Annotated in this window: 16 protein-coding genes; 7 read left to right on the top strand and 9 right to left on the bottom strand. The window is 35.6% G+C overall.

Annotated elements, in window-relative coordinates; translation table 11 throughout:
- Nucleotides 1-81: 81 nt before the first annotated feature.
- A complete protein-coding gene (locus OPR57_RS03935) occupies nt 82-729 on the bottom strand; it encodes a heme exporter protein CcmB (RefSeq protein ID WP_265035787.1) in 648 nt (215 codons plus the stop codon).
- 106 nt (nt 730-835) lie between these two features.
- On the opposite strand from OPR57_RS03935, the gene OPR57_RS03940 reads away from it, so the two are divergent.
- Nucleotides 836-1228: a TraR/DksA family transcriptional regulator gene (locus OPR57_RS03940; RefSeq protein WP_064124828.1), complete on the top strand. Its 393-nt coding sequence runs from the start codon at nt 836-838 to the stop codon at nt 1226-1228.
- 171 nt (nt 1229-1399) lie between these two features.
- Here the strand turns inward: OPR57_RS03940 and ubiB are convergent, their stop codons facing one another.
- Entirely contained in the window at nt 1400-2830 is a 1431-nt protein-coding gene (gene ubiB / locus OPR57_RS03945) for a 2-polyprenylphenol 6-hydroxylase (RefSeq protein ID WP_265035790.1), read from the bottom strand.
- Nucleotides 2827-3567, bottom strand: a complete 741-nt coding sequence (locus tag OPR57_RS03950; protein ID WP_265035792.1) for a metal ABC transporter ATP-binding protein — start codon at nt 3565-3567, stop codon at nt 2827-2829. The genes ubiB and OPR57_RS03950 overlap by 4 nt, the downstream gene beginning before the upstream one ends.
- Between OPR57_RS03950 and OPR57_RS03955 the strand changes: the two genes are divergently transcribed.
- Entirely contained in the window at nt 3559-4440 is an 882-nt protein-coding gene (locus OPR57_RS03955) for a zinc ABC transporter substrate-binding protein (protein WP_265035794.1), read from the top strand. The genes OPR57_RS03950 and OPR57_RS03955 overlap by 9 nt on opposite strands.
- Nucleotides 4441-4846: 406 nt before the next feature.
- Here the strand turns inward: OPR57_RS03955 and OPR57_RS03960 are convergent, their stop codons facing one another.
- Nucleotides 4847-5122, bottom strand: a complete 276-nt coding sequence (locus OPR57_RS03960; RefSeq protein ID WP_265035796.1) for a helix-turn-helix domain-containing protein — start codon at nt 5120-5122, stop codon at nt 4847-4849.
- A 25-nt stretch (nt 5123-5147) separates the two neighbouring features.
- A complete protein-coding gene (rpmG, locus tag OPR57_RS03965) occupies nt 5148-5348 on the bottom strand; it encodes a 50S ribosomal protein L33 (protein WP_015589280.1) in 201 nt (66 codons plus the stop codon).
- A 151-nt stretch (nt 5349-5499) separates the two neighbouring features.
- Here rpmG and OPR57_RS03970 point away from each other — a divergent pair, with 151 nt between their 5' ends.
- The 5 genes from OPR57_RS03970 to murE all read left to right on the top strand — a co-directional run bounded on the left by OPR57_RS03970 (nt 5500) and on the right by murE (nt 12407).
- Nucleotides 5500-7272, top strand: a complete 1773-nt coding sequence (locus OPR57_RS03970; protein ID WP_265035798.1) for an Rne/Rng family ribonuclease — start codon at nt 5500-5502, stop codon at nt 7270-7272.
- An 86-nt stretch (nt 7273-7358) separates the two neighbouring features.
- Nucleotides 7359-9281, top strand: a complete 1923-nt coding sequence (gene dnaK / locus OPR57_RS03975; RefSeq protein WP_265035800.1) for a molecular chaperone DnaK — start codon at nt 7359-7361, stop codon at nt 9279-9281.
- A 70-nt stretch (nt 9282-9351) separates the two neighbouring features.
- Nucleotides 9352-9636 (top strand): BolA family protein, encoded by a 285-nt coding sequence (locus OPR57_RS03980; protein ID WP_265035802.1) that lies wholly within the window; start codon nt 9352-9354, stop codon nt 9634-9636.
- Between the two features lie 7 nt (nt 9637-9643).
- Nucleotides 9644-10885, top strand: coding sequence for a cystathionine beta-lyase (metC, locus tag OPR57_RS03985; protein WP_265035804.1), 1242 nt, complete (start codon nt 9644-9646; stop codon nt 10883-10885).
- The gene (murE, locus tag OPR57_RS03990; protein WP_265035805.1) at nt 10860-12407 is read left to right on the top strand and encodes a UDP-N-acetylmuramoyl-L-alanyl-D-glutamate--2,6-diaminopimelate ligase; all 1548 of its coding nucleotides are present in this window, start codon (nt 10860-10862) and stop codon (nt 12405-12407) included. Before metC ends, murE begins: the two co-directional genes overlap by 26 nt.
- A gap of 421 nt (nt 12408-12828) precedes the next feature.
- On the opposite strand, the gene OPR57_RS03995 is transcribed toward murE, so the two are convergent.
- From OPR57_RS03995 to OPR57_RS04010, 4 genes are all read right to left on the bottom strand, one after another.
- On the bottom strand, nt 12829-13560 hold the full coding sequence (locus tag OPR57_RS03995) for a ComF family protein (RefSeq protein WP_265035806.1): 732 nt from the start codon (nt 13558-13560) through the stop codon (nt 12829-12831).
- A gap of 115 nt (nt 13561-13675) precedes the next feature.
- Nucleotides 13676-14314, bottom strand: coding sequence for a hypothetical protein (locus tag OPR57_RS04000; RefSeq protein ID WP_265035807.1), 639 nt, complete (start codon nt 14312-14314; stop codon nt 13676-13678).
- Nucleotides 14315-14368: 54 nt separating this feature from the next.
- The gene (gene uvrA, locus OPR57_RS04005) at nt 14369-17164 is read right to left on the bottom strand and encodes an excinuclease ABC subunit UvrA (protein ID WP_265035808.1); all 2796 of its coding nucleotides are present in this window, start codon (nt 17162-17164) and stop codon (nt 14369-14371) included.
- A gap of 1237 nt (nt 17165-18401) precedes the next feature.
- The gene (locus OPR57_RS04010; protein ID WP_265035810.1) at nt 18402-21617 is read right to left on the bottom strand and encodes an AIR synthase-related protein; all 3216 of its coding nucleotides are present in this window, start codon (nt 21615-21617) and stop codon (nt 18402-18404) included.
- Nucleotides 21618-21693 lie beyond the last annotated feature (76 nt).

Raw genomic sequence — 21693 nt, forward strand, 5'->3', positions numbered from 1 at the left:
CCATAGGAAGGTTTGCTAATGAAGGCTCTTAAGTTGACGCCATTGGCTGAACGGATACCTACTGAATAACAGTAAGATTTTTCAATCCTGTTCCACAGCAAATTTTAATGCCATGTGAGTAGTTATAGTGCTGTTAACAATCAAAATGACAAAAATTAAGATGGTGATTAGTAGTGTATAAATATTCAAGGACAAATTTTCAAATTGAGTTAGCATTTTAAAATACACAAAGGTTGGCATTATCATTGGCAAAACAAGAATTTGCGATACTCCTGATGCTAAGTTGTTTCGACCAATCATCAATGCATTTCCAGTAGCTGAAATATTAATGATTATCAGCGTATTAAATAATAAAGACACTCCAACTGCTATTGAGTGTTCAATACTATTGCCTAGAATTGCAAAGCTGAATATGGAAGAAATTACTGAAATCGGTAACCCAAATAATAACCAGTGAGCGAAAATTTTATAAGCAACTATAAGCCTAGAAGAGAGTGGCTGTACAAAGATTTGCTCTAATATTCCATCATAATAATCAGATGTAAACAAATTATTTGTAGAGATCTGCAAAACAAATGTAGCACATATCCATGTTAATGTTAACATAACTTCTTGTTTATTGTTGTTTTCAAGTGTAAATGAAGATAAACTTAACATTATGATAAAAATACATACTATATAGCTAAGATTCTTATCATCTATTGCTAATTTTTTTACTAAGTCGATCATACTAGGCTTTTAAATGTTTATTATAAATTATAGTGTTTACTTTGAGGTAGTATAATTTTTTGTTCATAAATTATATAGGTTTTATTATTTTTTTGATAATGCAATTATGGAAAAGTTACCAAAAATAAAGTCACCAGAAGATTACACTCCTTCAGAAGATGAAGAATATATGAGCGTAAAACAACTGGAATACTTCAGCTTAAAGTTACAATCAATACTCGCTGAGCTGGAGAAACAAGAACTAGAAGAGAATAGTATTGATACATACTATTCTGATGGAGATAGTGGAAACGAGGAATTAATCAAGCGTCGAAAAGATAGAAAAGAAAAAATTAAGGAGGCGTTAGAAAAAATAAAATTAGGCACTTATGGTTACTGCGATGGAACAGGAGAAGAAATAGGAGTCGAAAGACTTAAAGCTAATCCGCTTGCTATATATTGTATTGAAGAGCAAGAGAGAGTAGAAAAAGAAAAGAACGTGTACAACATTAACGATTAATTTACACATAAGTGGTGAGCCATAGACTTCAGAGTATTCTTAAGGAGCAAGAGGCGCTGAAGTATATTATGCTATAAAGAAAGTGGAAAATTGGACATTCTCAACTCGACTCCTGCAGATTAAAAATTAAGTTGAATAAAAATTGGGTTTGGCACAGTTTTTTCCCATAGTTTAAGAAATTAAAAATTTAACGATTAGAATTATAATTACAGACCACAGTAAAAAATAGACTTTTCCATTTGATTTATTTTTAATTTGGATGTTTTCTAATTTTTTATCAGCTATTAGGTTTAATTTTTCTATAAGGCTAAATATCCCTTGGATTGTTTTTACAGGATAAGAACTTCTAATTTTTTCCCTATACCCTATTTTACTTTCATGTTGACTGCTTATCCACGCTTCAACTACTTTCCACATATTGATTTCTGGGTAGATCTTTCTACATGTCCCTTCCAGTAAAATCATAGTTTTCTGCAGCAATAACAATTGTGTTTGAACTTTCATATCAAAATCACCAGTTATTTTTAATAGCTGAACAAGTAAACTAGCAAATGAAATCTTCTGTATAGGCTGTCCAATAATGGGTTCACCTATTGCCCTGCAAGCTGTGACAAAATTTCTATGCTGTGATGAAACGTAACCAGCTTTAAAGTGCATTTTTGCAACGTGATCATAATCCCGATTTAAAAAGCCTTTGAGTATCTCTATAACGTAATAGCATGTCTCACGATCTATTCTACCCATGATTCCACAATCCAGAGCAATAATATTGTTATTACTATCAACCATTAGATTTCCAGGATGCATATCAGCATGAAAAAAACAATCCCTGTATACCTGATTACAAAACGATTCTATAAGATTGATAGCTATTTGCTTATGATTATTCAGTTTTTCAACTTCGTATATTGGCGTTGCTTCTATCCATTCTAATGTTAAAACCTTTTTTGCAGTTCTATTCCAATCTATTTCAGGTACGTAAAAACCTCTGTCATTTTTTGTGTTTTCCTTTAGTTCCGAAGAGTGAGCAGCTTCAAAACGTAGATCTAACTCTAATCGGCAAATTTCAGCAAAAGTTTTGACTAATTCAATTGGCCTCAGCCTTTTTGATTGTTCGCTAAATTTTTCTGCAATTTCTGCAAGCCAAGAAAGCATTTTTATATCCCTTGAGAATGTTTTCTCAATATTTGGCCTTAAAACCTTCACAGCAACTTCCTTACCCTCAGTTGTAACCGCTTTATGCACCTGAGAAATCGATGCTGCTGCAATTGGCTTTTCAGAAAAGCTTGAAAAAATGTCGCTCAATTTACAATTAAACTCACTTTCTATAGTTTTAACTGCTATTTTATGTGAAAATGATGGCAATCTATCACATATCAATAACAAGTTATTTGTTATATCCTCATTTAAAACATCAGTACGTGATGAGATAGACTGCCCAAACTTAATGAACACCGGACCTAATTTTTCAAGAGCACACTTTAGCTTGTGGCCTTGTATTTTATTTATTGATTTTTTTGATGGTGGAAGTAAATAAGGTAATATATTGTAACGCGTCAGCACCGTAGTTATGTGCAGAAGACGCAAAATATTTTGAATCATTTCGCTGCGTAACTGCTAAATATTTCATTTAGGGTTCTATTTTTCATGATCTCATCAGGCTTGCCTTGGCAATAGATAGTATTATTTATACAAATTATGTAATCTGAGGATGGTAGAGCAGAGTTAAGATCATGAGAAGTCATAAGAATCGATACCAATCGTTTTTTTGCTATTTTATTTATAATATCATAAAATTTAGCCCGCGCGTTAATATCCATTGCACTAACTGGTTCATCTAGAATGATCAAGTCAGGCTCTGCAATTAAACAACGTGCAAGTAGCAATAATTGTGTTTGCCCTGCAGAAATTTCTAACACTTGATTCTTCAAAATGTTACCGATACCAACCAACTCTATCGTTTCTGTAATAATGGATTGATTTTTCTTTAGTCTTTTCAAGTAGCTATTTAAAAGGAAATATTCAACTGTTATTGGCATCAAATTACTAATACTAAAATTTTGTGGCATATAGCCAATTTTTATGTTGTCAGCAAATACGATATTACCGGTACAGCTTTTATTTATGCCAGCAATTGCTTTCACTAAAGAGGTTTTACCTCCACCATTTGGACCAAGTATTGTAATTACGTCTCCTCTTTCCATGAACATATTGATATTGTCAAGGATTCTTTTACCATCATATGTGAGAGCAAGATTTTCTATTTTTAGAACACGATTATTGACATTATTCAATTTATTGACAAAATTTAACTTCTTCTCAACGTTTATATGAGACATTTACTGACTTTTTTTTTATTACTTTCATTTACACTATACTATAATATCGCCTTTTCATCCAATTTAAAAGTTGTAGCTACAATCAAACCTATCCACTCACTTGTAGCTTCTGTTACAGAAGGGATTTTAGAACCGGAATTGCTTGGCTATGCAACATCTGCGCATAATTATATATTAAAGCCATCTGATGCGAGTAATTTAGAATCAAGTGACGTTATATTTTATGTTGACGATAACTTAGAGACGTTTGTTCAAACTTTCGCCAAAAATAATAAAGAACTAGTGCAATTGTCAAAGGCAATCAACCTACTTCCTACTCGGCCACATTCATTTTCTAGAAAAATCACTAATATTCAAGATGAAAAAGATTTACACATTTGGCTGAGTCCCGAAAATGCAAAGAGCATGATACTTTCTATAAGTGCAACATTGTCTAACATAGATAAAGAAAATTCCTATCGATACAACTCTAATGCAACAAAAGCTATAAAAAAAATAAACCAAGAAGTAAAAGAAATCATGAAAGAACTGAATGATTTTAAAAATCAAAAATATATCGTCACTCACGATGCTTATCAATATTTTGAAAAATATTTTGGTTTAAATCACCCAAGTGCCATTCTTTCCATAGAAGAGGATTCTTACATAGGTATGAGGAGTTTAATGAAGCTAAAAAAGATAATGAAAGAAGAAAACGTTAAATGTATATTTGCTCATTCACAGGAAGATAGCATAAAGCCTAATGCCCTTTCTAATGACGCAAAAATGGTAGTTCTTGATCCTATTGGATCAGACATAGAGCCTGGAAAAGATGCATATCTAGCTATAATCAATAGCATTGCACAAAATTTTAAGTCTTGTTTTGTTGAGTAATAAGTTCCTTTTTAGCTTACCGTTTTATTGTTCTGCAAATCAAGAAGAAGTGAGTTTACAACAAATGGTGTCATTCCAGTGCTTGACACTGGAATCCAGCTTTTTCATAATCATCAAAACGTTGTATTTTAACATAAAACGGCTACTTTTATGCTTACTAACTTAATAAAATTCCTGGATCCCAGTGTCAAGCACTGGGATGACATCGTAGGGGTGCTGGGATGACACCCTGATAACCTTCATCCCGCTACTTGTTAGCGGGATCTAGAGATACCGCGAATGAATCACGGTATGACGGTCGCGGCGGCATGACGATAAGGTTTATACCTTGTCATCCCAGTGCTTGACACCGGGATTGATTTATCTTGTCTACCTTATTTTGCCACTCCGCTGAACGGATACCATATTATGCAGGTTTAGAATTATGCTTTATTCTTACGTTTATGTTTTGGCCCAATAAAATCAATAAGTTAAGCAAGTATTCTAAGGAGAACCCTTCGATTTTTGACCTATTGATTTGAGATACTTTAGGTTGATCAATCTTTAGAGCGTTTGCTGCTTTTTTCTGTGTTGTGTACTTCTTACTTATTAATTGTACAATGATCTTTATTAATTTCAGTTTTGTATCTTTTACATCCCCCAACTCTACTATTATAGGATAACTTAATTGTAAATTTTGCATAATAATAAAATCCCTTATAAAAAAATTACTTTAGTTTTTCTTCTTTAAATAACACATGCCTTCTGACTACTGGGTCATACTTCCTAAACTCCAGTTTTTTGGTGAGCTTTTTTGGATTACGCTTTTTTACATAAAAATAACCTGTTGATTTTTCTTCACCAGTTTTTGTTGTCTTGATTGCAGTGCTAACTAACTTAACGAGCAAAGAAGCATTTTTTTTCGCCATACTTATAATGATATAATAAATTCTATGCGAGTTTATTACGCAAAACACTAAAAGTCAACCGAATAATGCAGATCGTAAAATTCTTGACAATCAACAGTGCATTAAGTAGCATGAAGTTAACTTCAGAATGAAAAGCAAACGGTAAATATAAGTGGCAAATAGTGGTAAAAGGTTATTATTGATAGAAAATTCCACCTGTTCTAATGAGGTAAGAGTTGCCTTGTCAGTTAATAATAAGGTTGTAGAATTTGAACAAGAATTCAAGGAAAAAAAACAATTAAGAGGTAATATATACGTTGCTTATATAAAGCGTATAGAGCCTTCTTTGCAAGCCGTATTTATCGAATATGGAAAAAATAAGCAAGGTTTTTTGTCTTTTTCCGAGATATCTCTAGATTACTTTAATATTCCAGAAAAAGAAAAGGAAACTATCTTTGAGAGCTACTCAAATGACGATTATACAGAAAAAGGGAACGATACCCTAGCAAATGTCTCTTCAGATTCTGCAGCTAGTAAGAATGTCAATGAGTCAGGTAGTGGTTTTGTAAGAGAGGTACCTTTATATAAAAAATACAAATTACAAGATGTTATTTCAGTAAATCAAAAAGTATTGGTTCAGCTAACTAAAGAAGAACGAGGCAATAAAGGAGCTTCATTTACAACATACATAACTTTAGTGGGTAGATACTGTGTTTTCATGCCAAATTCCATGAGTAAAGGTGGAGTGTCTCGCAGAATTGAAGATGCTAATGTCAGAAAGCAGTTAAAGGAGATACTGAGTTCAATAAACTTGCCAAAAAGATCAGGTTTAATAGTAAGAACTGTTCGTTCAGGAAAAAATAAGAAAGAAATTGAGCAGGATTACAATTACTTATCCTCATTATGGCAGAGCATTCAAAAAAATGCCTTCTCTGTAAATGCTCCATCATTAATTTACAACGAAGCAGATGTAATTATGAGATCTGTTCGTGATTTTTGTGGCGATGATATAGAAGTTATAGTGTCTGGAAAGGAAGCTTTTGAGGCAGTTAGGCAATATGCTAACAATGCACTAAAAGGTAGTAAGTTGCGCTATAGATTGTATAGAGGTTATGCTCCGATCTTTACCTACTACGGAATTGAAGACCAAATTTCTGAGTTATATAGCAATAGAGTAGAATTGCCATCTGGTGGGTCTTTGATAATAACTTTAACTGAGGCGTTTGTTTCGATAGACGTGAATTCAGGAAAGATGACAGGAGAAGATAGCATAGAAGAAACAGCTTATAGAACCAACATGGAAGCAGTACCTGAAATATCAAGACAGGTGAATCTTAGAGGCCTATCAGGATTAATAGTAGTCGATTTTATTGATATGTTGAAATATCAGTATTGCAGAGCTGTTGAGTCTGCTATAAAGCAAGCGTTTAAAGATGATAAAGCTAAAGTTCAATTTAGCTACATAAATGACTTTGGTTTAATGGTATTTTCAAGACAAAGAATTAAACCAAACATACAAGAAATTAATACTACAGAATGTTTACACTGCAAAGGCACTGGAAGAATAAAATCAAACGAAGTAATTGTTTCATCAATACTAAGGGATTTACAACATATTGCTAACAAGAATCGAAATAAGTCTTTTGATTTAGTAGCACACAGTGCAGTTATAGCGCACATTTTTAATAACAAACGCAATACAGTTTCTACAATCGAAAAAGAGTTTAATATTACATTGAAAGTTAGTATTGATAACAGTTTAGATGTAAATGCATTTGTTTTAAAACAAGGAGATGATGTTAATTTAAACGGTTATAAGCCATTACAGAACTCTGGATACCAAATTGTGGATAGCAACAATGAAGAAGCTGATAATTCAAATAAACTACGAGGCAATTTTTGGCTGACTAAGTGGCTTTCGCGCCTTTTAAGTTCTAATAACTAACTAGAAACCTAAATTGGGCTTGTAATTAATGAGTCCTATACTTATATATTCTTATATCAGATAATATTTACAATGGGGTACTCATTATGGGAAGAGCAATAGGTATAGATCTCGGAACAACAAATTCTTGTGTTGCAATAATGCAGGGCAAAGACACAAAGGTAATAGAGAATAAAGAAGGAGCAAGAACTACTCCATCTATAGTTGCATTTACTTCATCAGGAGAAAAATTGATTGGTGCTCCAGCAAAAAGACAAGCAACCACCAATGCAAGTAATACCTTTTTTGCTACTAAGAGATTAATAGGCCGTCAATACGGTGATTCTGAAATGAAAAATCTAAACGTGCCGTATAAAGTGTTTGCGGCAAAAAATGGTGACGCATGGATTAAAACCACTGATAATAAAGAATACTCTCCTAGTCAAATTGGTGCATTTATACTACAAAACATGAAAGAAGCAGCAGAAGCTTATCTTGGAGAGGAAGTAAAAGATGCTGTGATAACAGTGCCAGCATACTTCAACGACTCTCAACGTCAAGCAACAAAAGATGCAGGAAAAATCGCTGGATTAAATGTGCTCAGAATAGTAAATGAACCGACTGCCGCAGCGCTTGCTTATGGTCTTGATAAAAAACATGGACACACAATAGTGGTATACGATCTTGGTGGTGGTACATTTGATGTTTCAATACTTGAAATAGGTGAAGGGGTTTTTGAAGTAAAGGCTACAAATGGTGACACTCATCTTGGAGGTGAAGACTTTGATAACGCAATAGTGAGTTATTTACTAGATGAATTTAAGAAAAGTAATGGCATTGATTTGAAAAATGATCCAATGGCTATGCAAAGAATCAAAGAAGCTGCTGAAAAAGCGAAAATTGAATTATCAAGTGCAATGGAAACGGAAATAAATCTACCGTTTATTACAGCTGATGCAAGTGGTCCAAAACACTTAAATATGAAATTAACGAGAGCAAAACTTGAAAGCTTAGTGAATGATTTAATCGAAAGAACTATGGCTCCTTGTAAAAAAGCTCTTGAGGATGCTGGTTTGTCTGCTAGTCAAATTGGCGAAGTGGTTCTCGTTGGTGGCATGACTCGTATGCCAAAAGTCATAGAGAAAGTTAAAGAATTCTTTGGCAAAGATCCACATAGAGGAGTTAACCCTGATGAAGTTGTAGCAATTGGAGCTGCAATACAGGCGGGGATCATTCAAGGTGATGTAAGAGATGTGTTACTACTTGATGTGACTCCACTTTCTCTTGGTATTGAAACTCTAGGAGGAGTATTTACTCCACTTATTGAACGTAATACTACTATTCCCACTAAAAAATCTCAGGTGTTTTCAACTGCAGAAGATAACCAAACAGCCGTTACAATTAAGGTGCATCAGGGTGAAAGAAAATTGGCAGTTGATAATAAGTTACTTGGCCAGTTTAGTTTGGAAGGGATACCTCCTGCTCCGCGCGGAAGGCCACAAATTGAAGTAACATTCGACATAGATGCAAATGGAATAGCGCACGTTTCTGCAAAAGATAAAGCTACTGGAAAAGAGCAAAAAATACGCATTCAATCTTCAGGTGGTTTATCTGATGATGAAATAAATCGCATGGTAAAAGAAGCTGAAGAAAAAGCGCAAGAAGATGAAAAGCGCAAAAAGTTTATTGAAGTGAAGAATCAAGCGGATAGCTTAGTCCATTCTACAGAAAAGTCTCTGACAGAGTATGGTGATAAAGTTTCACCAGAAGATAGATCTGCTATTGAAAATGCAGTTAACCAATTAAAAGAAGTTAGTAAATCTGATAACATTGATGACGCTGATTCAATACAGCAGAAAATTACTAATCTTTCTCAATTATCTATGAAACTTGGAGAAGCTATGTATCAAGCATCTCAACAAAATAGTGCTGAAAATGGCTTTTCATCAGAAGGGAATCCAAATGATAAAGAGGAAAAAGTAGTAGATTCTGATTATCAAGACATAGATAATAAAGAAGAGAATAAGTAATTGCGATTGTCATCCAAGTAGCTGATACTGGGATGACAAGAGGAGCATATTGTTGCTTAAAGAAACCATTATGGACATTATTAAGGCAATAGAAGAAAAGATACGCGATTCGATAGATGTAATTGATATCAACATTATCGATGAATCAGCAAAGCATGCTGATCATTATTTTGCTTCATCTTCAACATTACCTTCGCACATTAAATTAATATTAATATCTGACGGCTTTATTGGAATGAGCGTTCTAAAAAGACACAAGTTGATTTATGAGTTATTGAAGGGTGAGATAGAGCTAATACATGCAATTTCTCTTCACTTGTATACGCAAAATGAGTACAATTTAAAAAATAAATAATAAAGATGTGAAGGAAGAGTCTATATTAGTTAAAGCAGGAAGAAAATTTAATGACTATAAAGGTTCTATGAACCCGCCAGTTTATCATTCTTCTACCATATTATTTCCTACTTACAAGGACTACTTAAATGCAGCAAATGGAGAAAGTATATACGATGTAATCAACGATGGTGTTGCAAGGGATTATAGCTACAGTAGTGTTGGTACTCCTACTGTTCATTATCTTTCAAATGCACTGGCTGAAATTGAGGGGAGTGGACAAGCGCTTATTTATCCTTCCGGACTATTTGCACTTACTTTTGCTATTCTAACTTTCACTAAAGCAGGCTCGCACGTTTTAATTCAAGATAATAGTTATTATAGGCTTAGGAGGTTTGCAGAAAATGAGCTACCAAAAAGAGGAACAGAAGTAACTTTTTATGATCCAACACAGGATATAACTGATTTAATTCAGAGTAATACTTCATTGATAATGATCGAGACTCCTGGTTCTGTAACGTTTGAGATTTCGAATATAGAGCATATAGTAAAAGTTGCTAAGGAACATGAAATTGTGACCGTTTGTGACAATTCATGGGCCACTCCTTTGTTATTTAAGCCGTTTGATTATGGAGTTGATGTTGCACTATATGCGGTGACAAAGTATCTAGCCGGTCACTCAGACTTATTGATGGGGGCTATTATTGCTGAAGGTGAAATTTTTAAATTGCTTTATGAGAGCTATAAAAATTATGGGGTAACCATTCAATCGCACGACTGCTACCTTGCACACAGGGGACTAAGAACACTGCACACACGTATGAAAAGGCACCAAAATACAGCAATGGAAGTGGCAAAGTGGCTAGAAGCACAGCAAAAAGTTAGAAAGGTTTTATATCCAGCACTTCCCTCCCATCCTCAACACGAATTATGGAAAAGTTATTTCAAAGGAGCAAGCGGCACATTCAGTATAGTACTAGATAGAGAATATTCATGTGAAGAACTAAGCTGCATGGTTGATCATATGAAAATTTTTAGTATTGGTGCTTCTTGGGGAGGGTGCGATAGTTTAATATTACCAATAGATCGTAGATCTATGTCAAGATCTGTAATGAATTCAGATTATGGTGGAAGTTTTATACGGATATTTTGTGGACTGGAAGATCCTGAAGATTTAATCTTTGACCTTAATGATGCACTAAAAAGGTTATCATGCTTAGACTTTCAAAACGATGAAGTAGGACATGAAACTGAGAGAATTACTGCATAACATTATTGATGTTAACTTTGATATTGAGATCAAGGGCGTTACATGTAATCCCAAAAGATCTAAGGAGGGGTATCTTTTTGTTTGTGTGTCAGAAAGGAGTAAAGAATACGCAACATGCGATACTGGAATCCATATCCTTCCTACTGAATCACAGTGTTACGTACACAACTGTGTAGACGTTGTGATACAAGGGGCCAAGAAAGATGTCATCCCAGTGCTTGACTACTTGGATCCAGAAAATTTAATTGCAAATGAGCACACTAGGCAATTGTATAATAAAAACTGGATTCCAGTGTCACGCACTGGAATGACAGATACTTCGAGCTTTGCAGTGCTTGAACACCCAAACCCTCAAGAAATATACAGCGAAATAGTCAGCAGGTTTTATCAATTCAAACAGCCCAAATATGTTGCTGCTGTAACTGGTACAAATGGTAAAACTTCAGTAGTAGAATTTTGCCGCCAGATCTGGCAAAACTCTGGCTATAATGCTGCGTCTATTGGAACACTTGGAACATGCATCAATAATGGCAGAAAAGGTAATAGCAACAGTCTTACCACTCCAGGTGCAGATGACCTTTACGCAACATTGCGTGGTATAAATGTAGAACACTTAGTGTTGGAATCATCAAGTCATGGAATTGATCAATACAGAATCCATGGATTAAAGTTGAGTGCTGCAGCTTTTACTAATTTCTCGCAAGATCATTTAGATTACCATAAAAGTCTTGGTGAATATTTAGAAACTAAAAAAAGGTTATTTTACGAAGTATTACCAGAAGGAAAAACAGCGATTTTAAATGCGGATATAGATGAGTACTACGCATTGCTTAAAATAGCTGAAAAACGCAGCAACAAAATTATCACCTATGGAAAAACAGGCTCTGATATTACTTTATTAGAGCAAACACCAACTCCAAGTGGTCAACATCTTACAGTAAAAATTGATAACCAAATTTACAATACATTTTTCCCAATTTTGGGGCAGTTTCAGGCATATAATCTGCTATGTGCAATTGGTATATCTGGATTAAATTACAGAGAAATATGTGTAGAAAGACTCGTTTCTCCACCAGGAAGAATGGAAAAAGTGAAACCTTTTGCATTTGTGGATTACGCTCATACTCCAAGTGCGCTTAAACAAGTCATATTATCTTTAAAATGGCATATCAACAAAAAAATAATTCTAGTTTTTGGTTGTGGTGGTAACCGCGATCAGAAAAAGCGTTCAGAAATGGGCAAAATAGCACAAATGTATGCAGACAAAGTAATAATTACAGATGATAATCCGCGTGATGAAGATCCGGCAAAAATTCGCCACGATATTTTGCTACATTGCCCTGATGCACTGGAGATAGGAGGTAGGAGAGAAGCTATAGAGAAAGGCGTAGATATTGCCTATAACGAGGGTATGATTCTGCTAGTTGCAGGAAAGGGAAATGAGAAATTTCAAATTATAGGCAACCAAACTTTTGAATTTAGTGATGTTGAGGTTATTAAAAATCATGCCTTAACATACTGATTTTCACAATGGGCTTACCTCCGCTAATGTGCGAATATTGAAGCAAAAGTGATGTCATCCCAGTGCTTGACACTGGGATCCAGGAAAAAAAGAGCATAGATCCAGTGGATGGCAGGGGTTGGTGTCATGAAAGTAGCTGATGCTGGAATTTAGCTTTTTATGCAGCCTTATCAATTTAGTATAAGATCAGCTATTTTTCATACTCAACAAATCAGTTTACAAGCAAACTTCCCTGGATCCCAGTGTCAAGCACTGGGATGACATCCTCCTGGTAGACAATGTTCGTACAGCTGTGTGTCGGGGCATTGGGATGACACCCTCCTTGGCAGACAATGTTCGTACAGCTATGTGCGTGACGCTGGCGCTGGAATCTAGAAAAAAATAGATCCAAGTAGTCAAGCTACTTGGATGACACTGACTGCTAATTTTTTATGCAAGAGGTCCAATCATTCACCGTTCTTGCAAGTGATAGCACTCTCACTTCTTTTGCACCGGAGTTTAAAATTTCCTGAGAGCAAGATCTTACAGTTGCTCCGGTTGTTACCACATCATCAACTAATATCACGATTTTATTTTCGATAATTTTCTTGTTGCTTGTTTTAAAAGCCTTCTTTAAATTTTTTTCACGCTGTTTAAGTGAAAGACCAGCTTGAGGCACAGTATGGCGAAGACGTTTTATTGCAAATGGCGTATAGGATAAATTGGACAACTTACTCAACTCTTTTGCAAGCAACGCTGCTTGATTATATTTACGTTTAAACAAGCGCATTTTATGTAACGGTATAGGAATTATGATCTCTGCGTTCTGAAATGTATCCTGATTAGCTTGGTATATCCACTTTGCATAGATTTTTACGTAATTCAAATTATCAAAAAATTTGAAATTTATAATCATGTTTTTACTATGTTGATCATAAGCAAAAACTGATCTTAATACTTTAAACGGTGGAGGATTGATGATGCACTTACCACACGTATAAATATTGTCTGAGATTACTACGCCACAAACATTGCAGTAATGCTTAGTTAGAAAATTGATTTTTTTGTTGCATTCACTACACAGATTAAGATTTTCATCAATGATACATTCGCAACTTACGCATACGCTTGGAAATATGAGATTTGTAGCTTTTTTTAGTAAGAGAAGGTTCACAACTCATTAAATATATTATAAAATAATTTATATAGTATAGCTAAAGTAACTTAAACTTACACCCTTTCACTTTTTATTTCATTTCAATATAGTTCATACTGCTGAAAAGCAGAACTTATAACTCAGTCCGTGGTACACCACCGACTAAAGTAGTCTTTGAATTATCCTTAGATAAAAGTTGATGTTTTTCTGGCTCCTGTGTTTCACTTAACTTACTTTGCACTTTGTTATAAGCCAACATGAGTGGCGTTATCATTAACGCGGCAGCCCAAATGACAGCAGCGCAAGCATAACTTACAATCTTATTAAATACTCTAGCTACTGCACTAGCACAATCTTGCCCCATTTCTAAAAATATGTTTGAATAATCAACGAATGATTTTGTATCCGTTTTAAGACAATAACCCCCTGTTATTTTTGACAACAACTTAATTGGTAAGTATGATGAATATGCCACTAACAAAAATAAAGGTTGCAATATTATGCTAGCTGCTAGAAAAGCACCCCGTTTACAAAGTGGAAACACTTCCTCTGCTCTATAACCCACATACTCACAATTTTTTATATATTGATCATTATAACCGTTCTTACTCTCAACTCCACAAATTACATCTTTCACAGGTCCTAGCACATTATCAACATAATGCACAGATTTATAGAAACTATTCTCTGGAACTGGTGTGTGATTTTTTACTTCCTTAGCAGGCACAATTCCATATTTAGCATACCTTTTAAAATATTGATATACTGACATTCTTATCTCCAAATCATGAATATGTAACCTAGCCTAATATAATTAAGAAATAGTTTATAATAAATACGTTTTAAGATACCTGCCTGTAACACTTTCTGGAATTTTTGCCACTTCTTCTGGAGTTCCAGTAGCAATCACTTCTCCGCCTTTTATTCCGCCCTCTGGTCCGATGTCTATTATATAATCTGCAGTTTTTATAACGTGCAAATTGTGCTCGATAACTATAACAGTGTTTCCCAGATCGACTAATCTATGGAGTATTTTTAGTAAGTTATTTATATCTTCAAAGTGTAATCCAGTTGTTGGCTCATCAAGAATATACAATGTTCTTCCGGTAAATCGTTTTGATAGCTCCTTGGACAGCTTTATTCGTTGTGCTTCACCCCCAGACAACGTTGTTGACGACTGTCCGAGTTTTATATAGCCAAGCCCCACTTCCTGCAAAGAAATCAACTTTTCTTTTACCATTGGAAGGTTTTCAAAAAAATCACAAGCTTGATCTATCGTCATATCAAGGACATCAGAGATTGATTTTTCTTTATAAGTAACTTCCAATGTTTCCCGATTATACCTTCGCCCTTTACACTGCTCACACTTCACATAAACGTCCGGTAGAAAATGCATCTCTATCTTTAAGTGCCCATCACCTTTACAAGCCTCACACCTTCCCCCTCTGGTATTAAATGAAAACCGGCCTATATTATATCCCCTTGCTTTTGAATCCGAAAGACCTGCAAACCAATTTCTTATATGAGTAAACATACCGACATATGTTGCTGGATTTGACGCAGGAGTTCTACCAATTGGCGACTGATCAACTTCTATAACTTTATCTATATATTCAAGGCCTTCTATCTTATCGCATTGGCCATACCTTGCAGACGAATGATGTATCTTATGTGCTGAATATTTATATAACGTTTCTATGACTAAACTTGATTTTCCCCCTCCTGATATTCCAGTAACACAAATAAGATTCCCTATAGGAAATTTAACGTTCACATTTTTTAAGTTATTTTCACATGCATTTATTACTTTTATGAACTGAGTTGCTTGCTTTCTTCTCCTTGGAATTAAAATTTTTTTCTCTCCACTCAAATATTGCCCTGTTATGCTCTCTGAATTTCTTTGCACCTGGTCTGGTGTTCCTTCTGCAACAACTTTTCCACCATTTACGCCAGCTCCAGGACCAATATCAATTGCATAATCAGCAGCCATTATTGTATCTTCATCATGCTCAACAACGATTACAGTGTTACCCATGTCTCTCAAGTTTTTCAGTGTAGCAATTAACCGATCATTATCGCATTGATGAAGGCCTATCGAGGGTTCATCAAGCACGTACAGCACTCCTGTTAAACCAGAGCCAATTTGTGAAGCAAGTCTGATCCTCTGACTCTCACCGCCAGAGAGAGTGCTAGATTCTCGATCAAGCGTTAGGTAATTCAACCCTACATTCTTTAAAAATGCTAGCCTCTTGATTATTTCATTTAATATTTTACTTGAGATTTGCTTCTGTTGTTCTGTGAGCTTGTCTGGCAAATTTTCAAACCATTTAAGGGATTCATCGATGCTGAGCTCTGATACTTCACCTATATGTTTGCTATCAATTTTTACTGTAAGCGCTTCTTTTTTCAATCTATAGCCAGTACATTCTCTGCAGTGAGTGACAGAGCAATATCGCTCAACAAGCGTTTCATCATAATCCATCTGGTTCTCCAAGATACTGATCAAACCTTGAAATTTATTAGAGCCAAAGAGTATCATATCTTTTACTTCTTGATCTATGTTCTTCCACGGAATATCAAGGTTAAATTTGTAGTTTTCAGCCAGTAATAGAATTGCACTTTTTAGAAATCCATAACCTGTGTGCACTTGACGGAACATTGATCCCACTGGCTTTAAAGCACCCTCAGATATTGAAAGAGTTTCATCCGGTACTATTAGCTTTACATCAACACTTAGCTTTTTACCAAGCCCATTACACGCACCACATGCACCGTAAGGACTGTTAAAAGAAAATAATCTTGGTTCTATTTCCTCAAGAGTGAAACCAGACTCGGGGCATGCAAAATTCTCTGAAAAAGTCAGAATTTGACCATTTTTATACTCGGAATTATGGTTGTCAGGTAGGTTTACTATTTCTACATACATTAGACCATTACCAAGTTTTAGTGCGGATTCTATACTACTTGGCAGTCGATTTCCTATATCGCCCAATATTGATATTCTATCTGCAACCACAAAAGCGTCGTGTTTCTTGTTCTTATCGAGTTTAGGCAAGTTATCTACATTGTACACTTCACCATCTATTTTGAACCTTACGTAACCTTGTCTTTTAATTTCCAATATCTCTTTAAGATGTTCTCCCTTTCTATCACGCACAACAGGGGCAAGTATATATATCTTAGTTTCTAAAGGTAACGCAATTATAGTATCTACAATTTGAGACACCGTTTGTTTTGTTATTGGTAATCCAGTTGCAGGTGAATAAGGAACTCCTATTCGTGCATATACTAAGCGCAAGTAATCGTAAATTGCGGTAATAGTTCCAACTGTTGACCTTGGATTTTTTGAGATCGATTTCTGGTTGATAGATATTGCAGGAGAGAGACCTGTAATCGACTCAACATCTGGTTTATCCTGAATGTTGAGAAATTGACGCGCGTAAGCTGATAGGCTTTCAACGTACCGGCGTTGGCCTTCTGCATAAATCGTATCAAATGCGAGGCTAGACTTGCCAGAACCACTTAGCCCAGTTATAACAACTAGCTTATTTTTCGGTATATTGACGTCTACACCTTGCAGATTATGTTCCCTTGCGCCCTTAACTCTGATGAAATTGTCCATACATCACGTATTTTTGACTATTATAGCCTCAAAATACGTGAATTTATAGTGATATATTGATTTTCTATTGATTTTTTCAACTGTTACGGAAAATTAGGCAGCGTTTGATAAATCGTCATTCCGCTACTTGTTAGCGGCTGAGATACCGCAACGGTATGACGGTTAAGTAGGCCAGTGCCCCTATGATGTCATCCCAGTGTCAAGCACATAGCTGTACGAACGTTGTAGTTTAGGAGCAATTCCCACCAGTGGGCCAGTGCCCAGACACTGGTTCTATGCAACTTAATTAAAAACGTTTGTTTTAGCGTAAGACAACTACCTTTAGCTCATCAGCTCAGTTATAAGCAAAATTTCTGGATTCCAGACTGGAATGACACCATTTGCTGTGCAATTTACCTTCAAAAATGAATGTTCGTACAGCTATGTGTCAAGCACTGGGATGACACCATTCTTTTTTCTGGATTCCACTGTCTGGGCACTGGAATGACACCCCCCTGATAGGCTCAAATCATAATGTTTGTACAGTTGTGGGTTTAGGCTACCTATAAATTCTAAACTGTTGTTACGTATTAGGACCACCAAATACACCCCCAGGACCCAAAGTCAGTTTAGCTATATCAGAAAACAGGTTATGTGGAAATCTTAAAATATTTCTTGTTCGCCAAGCAAAATAAATACATTCCTGCAAACAAGCAGATGCTCAATACTGACGGATAAGAAAACTTAAAAATTAAATCTCTAATATATATTGATAAGCATTTACCTGCAGAAAATTTGTATAGTAATCCAACACATACAACTGTACTATCAACCACTGATGCTATAATTAAAGTAATGAAATTTGCCATATGAAAATTCAACTTGGACCTCAATTTTTCAAAAATAATTATACTTGAGAGAAGAGAGACTAAAATTGCAGTATATGAAATCAATATCATCAAACTAAAACTTTGCAATTTAAAAACACAACATAGCACTGTACACACTATTAAACTGTACGTAGCTTTGCTTTTGCCATAAAATTCAACCATTGAATTTATAACTAAAGCAGCTCCCACAAATAAGGCAGCACATATCATCAATTTATTTGAAGTGTTGAGTAAAGAAAGACTGATAAACAGGAGTATCGATAAAATAGACATAATTACCTACCCAAAATTAATAACATACATTCATTCTAAATAAACATTACATATAGTAAAAGAGTTATTTATCATAATGAGGAAAACATTTTATATTAGCATGCCACATCTTTCAGATTTACTTTTAAAACATCCTTTATGTTTAGCACCTTTTTCTCTGTTACTTTGCCAATACATGAATAAACCGCACCTTCAAACGATTCTTCAAACCTCTTCTGATTTTGTGGTGCAATAGTAACCAAAATTCTACTTTGCGATTCAGAAAACATTATTATCTTGTTTATTATGTCTGTATTTTGTATTTTTCCTATTGGCACTAGTGAAAGATCGATTTCAGCACCAAGGTCTCCTGCAATTAGCGATTTTGCCAGAGCAATAACTAATCCGCCCAAGTTTGGTGCAATTGCAGAGGCAATTATGCCATCTTTTATTGCCTGGTTGTAACGCTCATACAACTTCCTAGCGCTCTTTGCATCAACTTTTGGTACATTGTTATTATCTATTCCACTGTATAATTGATATTCAGATCTACCAAGTTCATCGAGTGTTTCTCCAAGCACGTATATTAAGTCTCCTGGCATTTTTACATCAAGCGATACCGCATTTTCAATATTCTCTATAACTCCAATTGCTGAGATGAGTAATGAAGGTGGTGCAGAGATCATCACTTTCTCGCCATTTTCATCATATCCCTTAAAGTCGTTAAACATACTATCTTTTCCAGATATGAATGGTGTTTTAAATGCAGTTGCAAAGTAGTAACAAGCCTCTGCAGCTCTCTTTAGTTGCCACAACCTTTCTGGATTATAAGCATCACACCAACAAAAATTGTCGAGCAACGCTAGATGATTTATATTTCCTCCTGCAGCTACGTAGTTGCGTATGGCAGTGTCAATCGCACATGCTGCCATATGGTAAGTGTCAATTTCCCCATAACTCGAGCCAAACCCTTGCGATTTCACAACACCTTTATTTGAAGAAAGGATTGGCCTTGAGACAACAGCTTCGCTGCACACTCTTCCCTTGCCCTGCAGTGGTTTTAACACTGATGACCCTTGAACTTCATGGTCGTATTGCACCACTATGAACTCTTTACTGCATATGTTTGGTCTGCTTAGCATTTCTTTTAGTTCGGCTTCTTGGCTTGATGTCATGCAAGTAGCTGACACTGGAATCCACTCTCCAGTCCACGGCTTTGTCTGTAAGTGCATTCTAGGGTTACCATCATGCAGAAATTCAGTTCCGATATCCATTATTACTTTCCCTTCAGGACATTTAACAACAGCTTTACCACTCTCATTGAACTCTCCAATCACACAAACCTCCACATCATGTTTTTTCATGATTTGCTTAAACATAGGGAGATTTTCTTCTGGCACTGCTAAGGTCATTCTCTCTTGTGATTCTGATATCCATATTTCCCACGGAGCCATACCATCGTTTTTAAGGAGAACCTTGCTCAAATCAACTTCAAATCCGTCTTTTCCCATTTCACCAATAGACGACGACAGCCCACCTGCTCCGTTATCCGTTATTGCATTATAAAGACCAAGATCTCTTGCTTCCAAGGCGGCATTGGATAATTTTTTTTGTGTTATAGGGTCACCAATTTGTACAATTGTTGAAGGGCTGTTTCCCGATAAAGCCTCTGAAGAAAAAGTTGCACCGTGAATTCCGTCCCTTCCAACTCTTCCACCAATAATTACGATTTTATCGCCGTTTTTAGGCCCTTTGATGTGTGAAGGTACATTATTTATACTGCGCGGAATAATTCCGACACTGCCAACAAAGACTAACGGCTTTCCACAAAATCTATCGTCAAAATATACCGATCCAAGTTGTGTTGGAATACCAGAGCAATTACCAGCAACATTAACACCGTGAATCACTTCTTTCATTATATATTTTGGCGGTAAAATCTCATCAGTGCGCTCTTTATCCCTATAAAATTTGCCTTTTGCTTCTTTGGCAAAGCAAAAGTAATAGGTATTCATTATAGGCTCTGCGCCTTTCCCGAAACCCACTATATCACGATTAACTCCAAGCACTCCGGTCATTGCTCCACCAAATGGATCAAGAGCTGAAGGGCTATTGTGAGTTTCAACTTTATCGACAATCAAGTAATCGTCATCAAAAATTATTCCTCCGGCATTGTCGGAGAAAACTGACACACATATGTCAGAATTTATCTCACGCGTTGCACGCTTAATATAATGTGCATACAGGCCATCTTTTATTTCATCAATTGGAGAGGAGAAAATGTTGTGCTTACAATGTTCAGACCAAGTTTGTGCTAGGGACTCAAGTTCAATATCATATGGATTTCTATTAAGTTTTTTAAAGTAATCCTTTATAGCTTTCATTGCTGCCAGCGAGAGCCCTAAAGTGCCATTACCATCGATTCCATCTCTGCTGATTTTCTCAAGTTCTTGGTCACTTACATTTAAATCAACAGATTTAGCCCCATTACTACTTGATATCACTCCAGTGCTCTCTTTTGTCATCCCAGCCTTTTTTTCTGTCATCCCATTGCTTGACACTGGGATCCATTCTTTTTTTTCCTGGTCACGCGCTGGAATGACACCGGAGTGGGCATCTCCAGCTCTCCCTTCTGTCATTCCTGTTTCCCCCTCTGTCATTCCAGTGCTTGACACTGGAATCCAGTTTTTATTATACAATTGCTTGAAATTTTCTGGATCCAAGTAGTTAAGCACTGGGATGACGCCTTTTAACTTACCGTAATGCCTCCAATAACAATTGCCGTTTTCTTTATAAACAAGAATGCAATACTCAGTGATAGGGTTGAATTCTTGCTTTACATAATCTTCGGTTGGCATGCTTCCTTTACCCAAAATCAATTTTGAACTTCTTGCCTTAATCTCAATTGGTGTCATTCCAGCGCGTGACGCTGGAATCTGCGTTTTCTCTTTCTGGATCCAAGTGTCAGCTACTTGGATAACAAAAGAAGGGGCTGGGATGACAGGCTGGTCGATATAGCCTTTGTTTATTAAATATTCTCTAACAATTTGTTTCGCTGTGTTGCCTACATTATCGGTCATGCCAGGTAAAAAGCTTATTTCCAAGCCCCACTCAGCTTGTGGTTCTATGAAGTTATATTGAACTTCTTCAAGGTTTTCGTTGTAGGAATAATAACGGCAGTCTTGTATGACTTTATTATAAAATAGCCCGCAAATTTCTTCATATAATTTTGGTGGTAATTCTTTGTGTATATAAATCGAGTAAACGTTGACTAACCATCTGCGGCCAACTTGCTCACATTTATTTAAAACTTCTATTCTGATGTTTGTCATGTAATGTTATGAAAGATTTTAATATATAATAGCATACAAGCACGTTTATATTTTGAATAATTTCTATACAATAAAA

It is taken from the genome of Wolbachia endosymbiont (group A) of Anomoia purmunda (genome assembly GCF_947251545.1).
Taxonomy (GTDB): Bacteria; Pseudomonadota; Alphaproteobacteria; order Rickettsiales; family Anaplasmataceae; genus Wolbachia.

Bases quoted from the DNA above. Each gene is read 5' to 3' on its own strand.
- OPR57_RS03960 (WP_265035796.1), bottom strand. From the start codon at position 5,122: ATGCAAAATTTACAATTAAGTTATCCTATAATAGTAGAGTTGGGGGAT.
- OPR57_RS04000 (WP_265035807.1), bottom strand. From the start codon at position 14,314: ATGTCAGTATATCAATATTTTAAAAGGTATGCTAAATATGGAATTGTG.
- uvrA (WP_265035808.1), bottom strand. From the start codon at position 17,164: ATGGACAATTTCATCAGAGTTAAGGGCGCAAGGGAACATAATCTGCAA.
- murE (WP_265035805.1), top strand. From the start codon at position 10,860: ATGAAACTGAGAGAATTACTGCATAACATTATTGATGTTAACTTTGAT.
- rpmG (WP_015589280.1), bottom strand. From the start codon at position 5,348: ATGGCGAAAAAAAATGCTTCTTTGCTCGTTAAGTTAGTTAGCACTGCA.
- OPR57_RS03935 (WP_265035787.1), bottom strand. From the start codon at position 729: ATGATCGACTTAGTAAAAAAATTAGCAATAGATGATAAGAATCTTAGC.
- OPR57_RS03980 (WP_265035802.1), top strand. From the start codon at position 9,352: ATGGACATTATTAAGGCAATAGAAGAAAAGATACGCGATTCGATAGAT.
- OPR57_RS04010 (WP_265035810.1), bottom strand. From the start codon at position 21,617: ATGACAAACATCAGAATAGAAGTTTTAAATAAATGTGAGCAAGTTGGC.
- dnaK (WP_265035800.1), top strand. From the start codon at position 7,359: ATGGGAAGAGCAATAGGTATAGATCTCGGAACAACAAATTCTTGTGTT.
- OPR57_RS03955 (WP_265035794.1), top strand. From the start codon at position 3,559: ATGAGACATTTACTGACTTTTTTTTTATTACTTTCATTTACACTATAC.
- OPR57_RS03940 (WP_064124828.1), top strand. From the start codon at position 836: ATGGAAAAGTTACCAAAAATAAAGTCACCAGAAGATTACACTCCTTCA.
- ubiB (WP_265035790.1), bottom strand. From the start codon at position 2,830: ATGATTCAAAATATTTTGCGTCTTCTGCACATAACTACGGTGCTGACG.
- OPR57_RS03950 (WP_265035792.1), bottom strand. From the start codon at position 3,567: ATGTCTCATATAAACGTTGAGAAGAAGTTAAATTTTGTCAATAAATTG.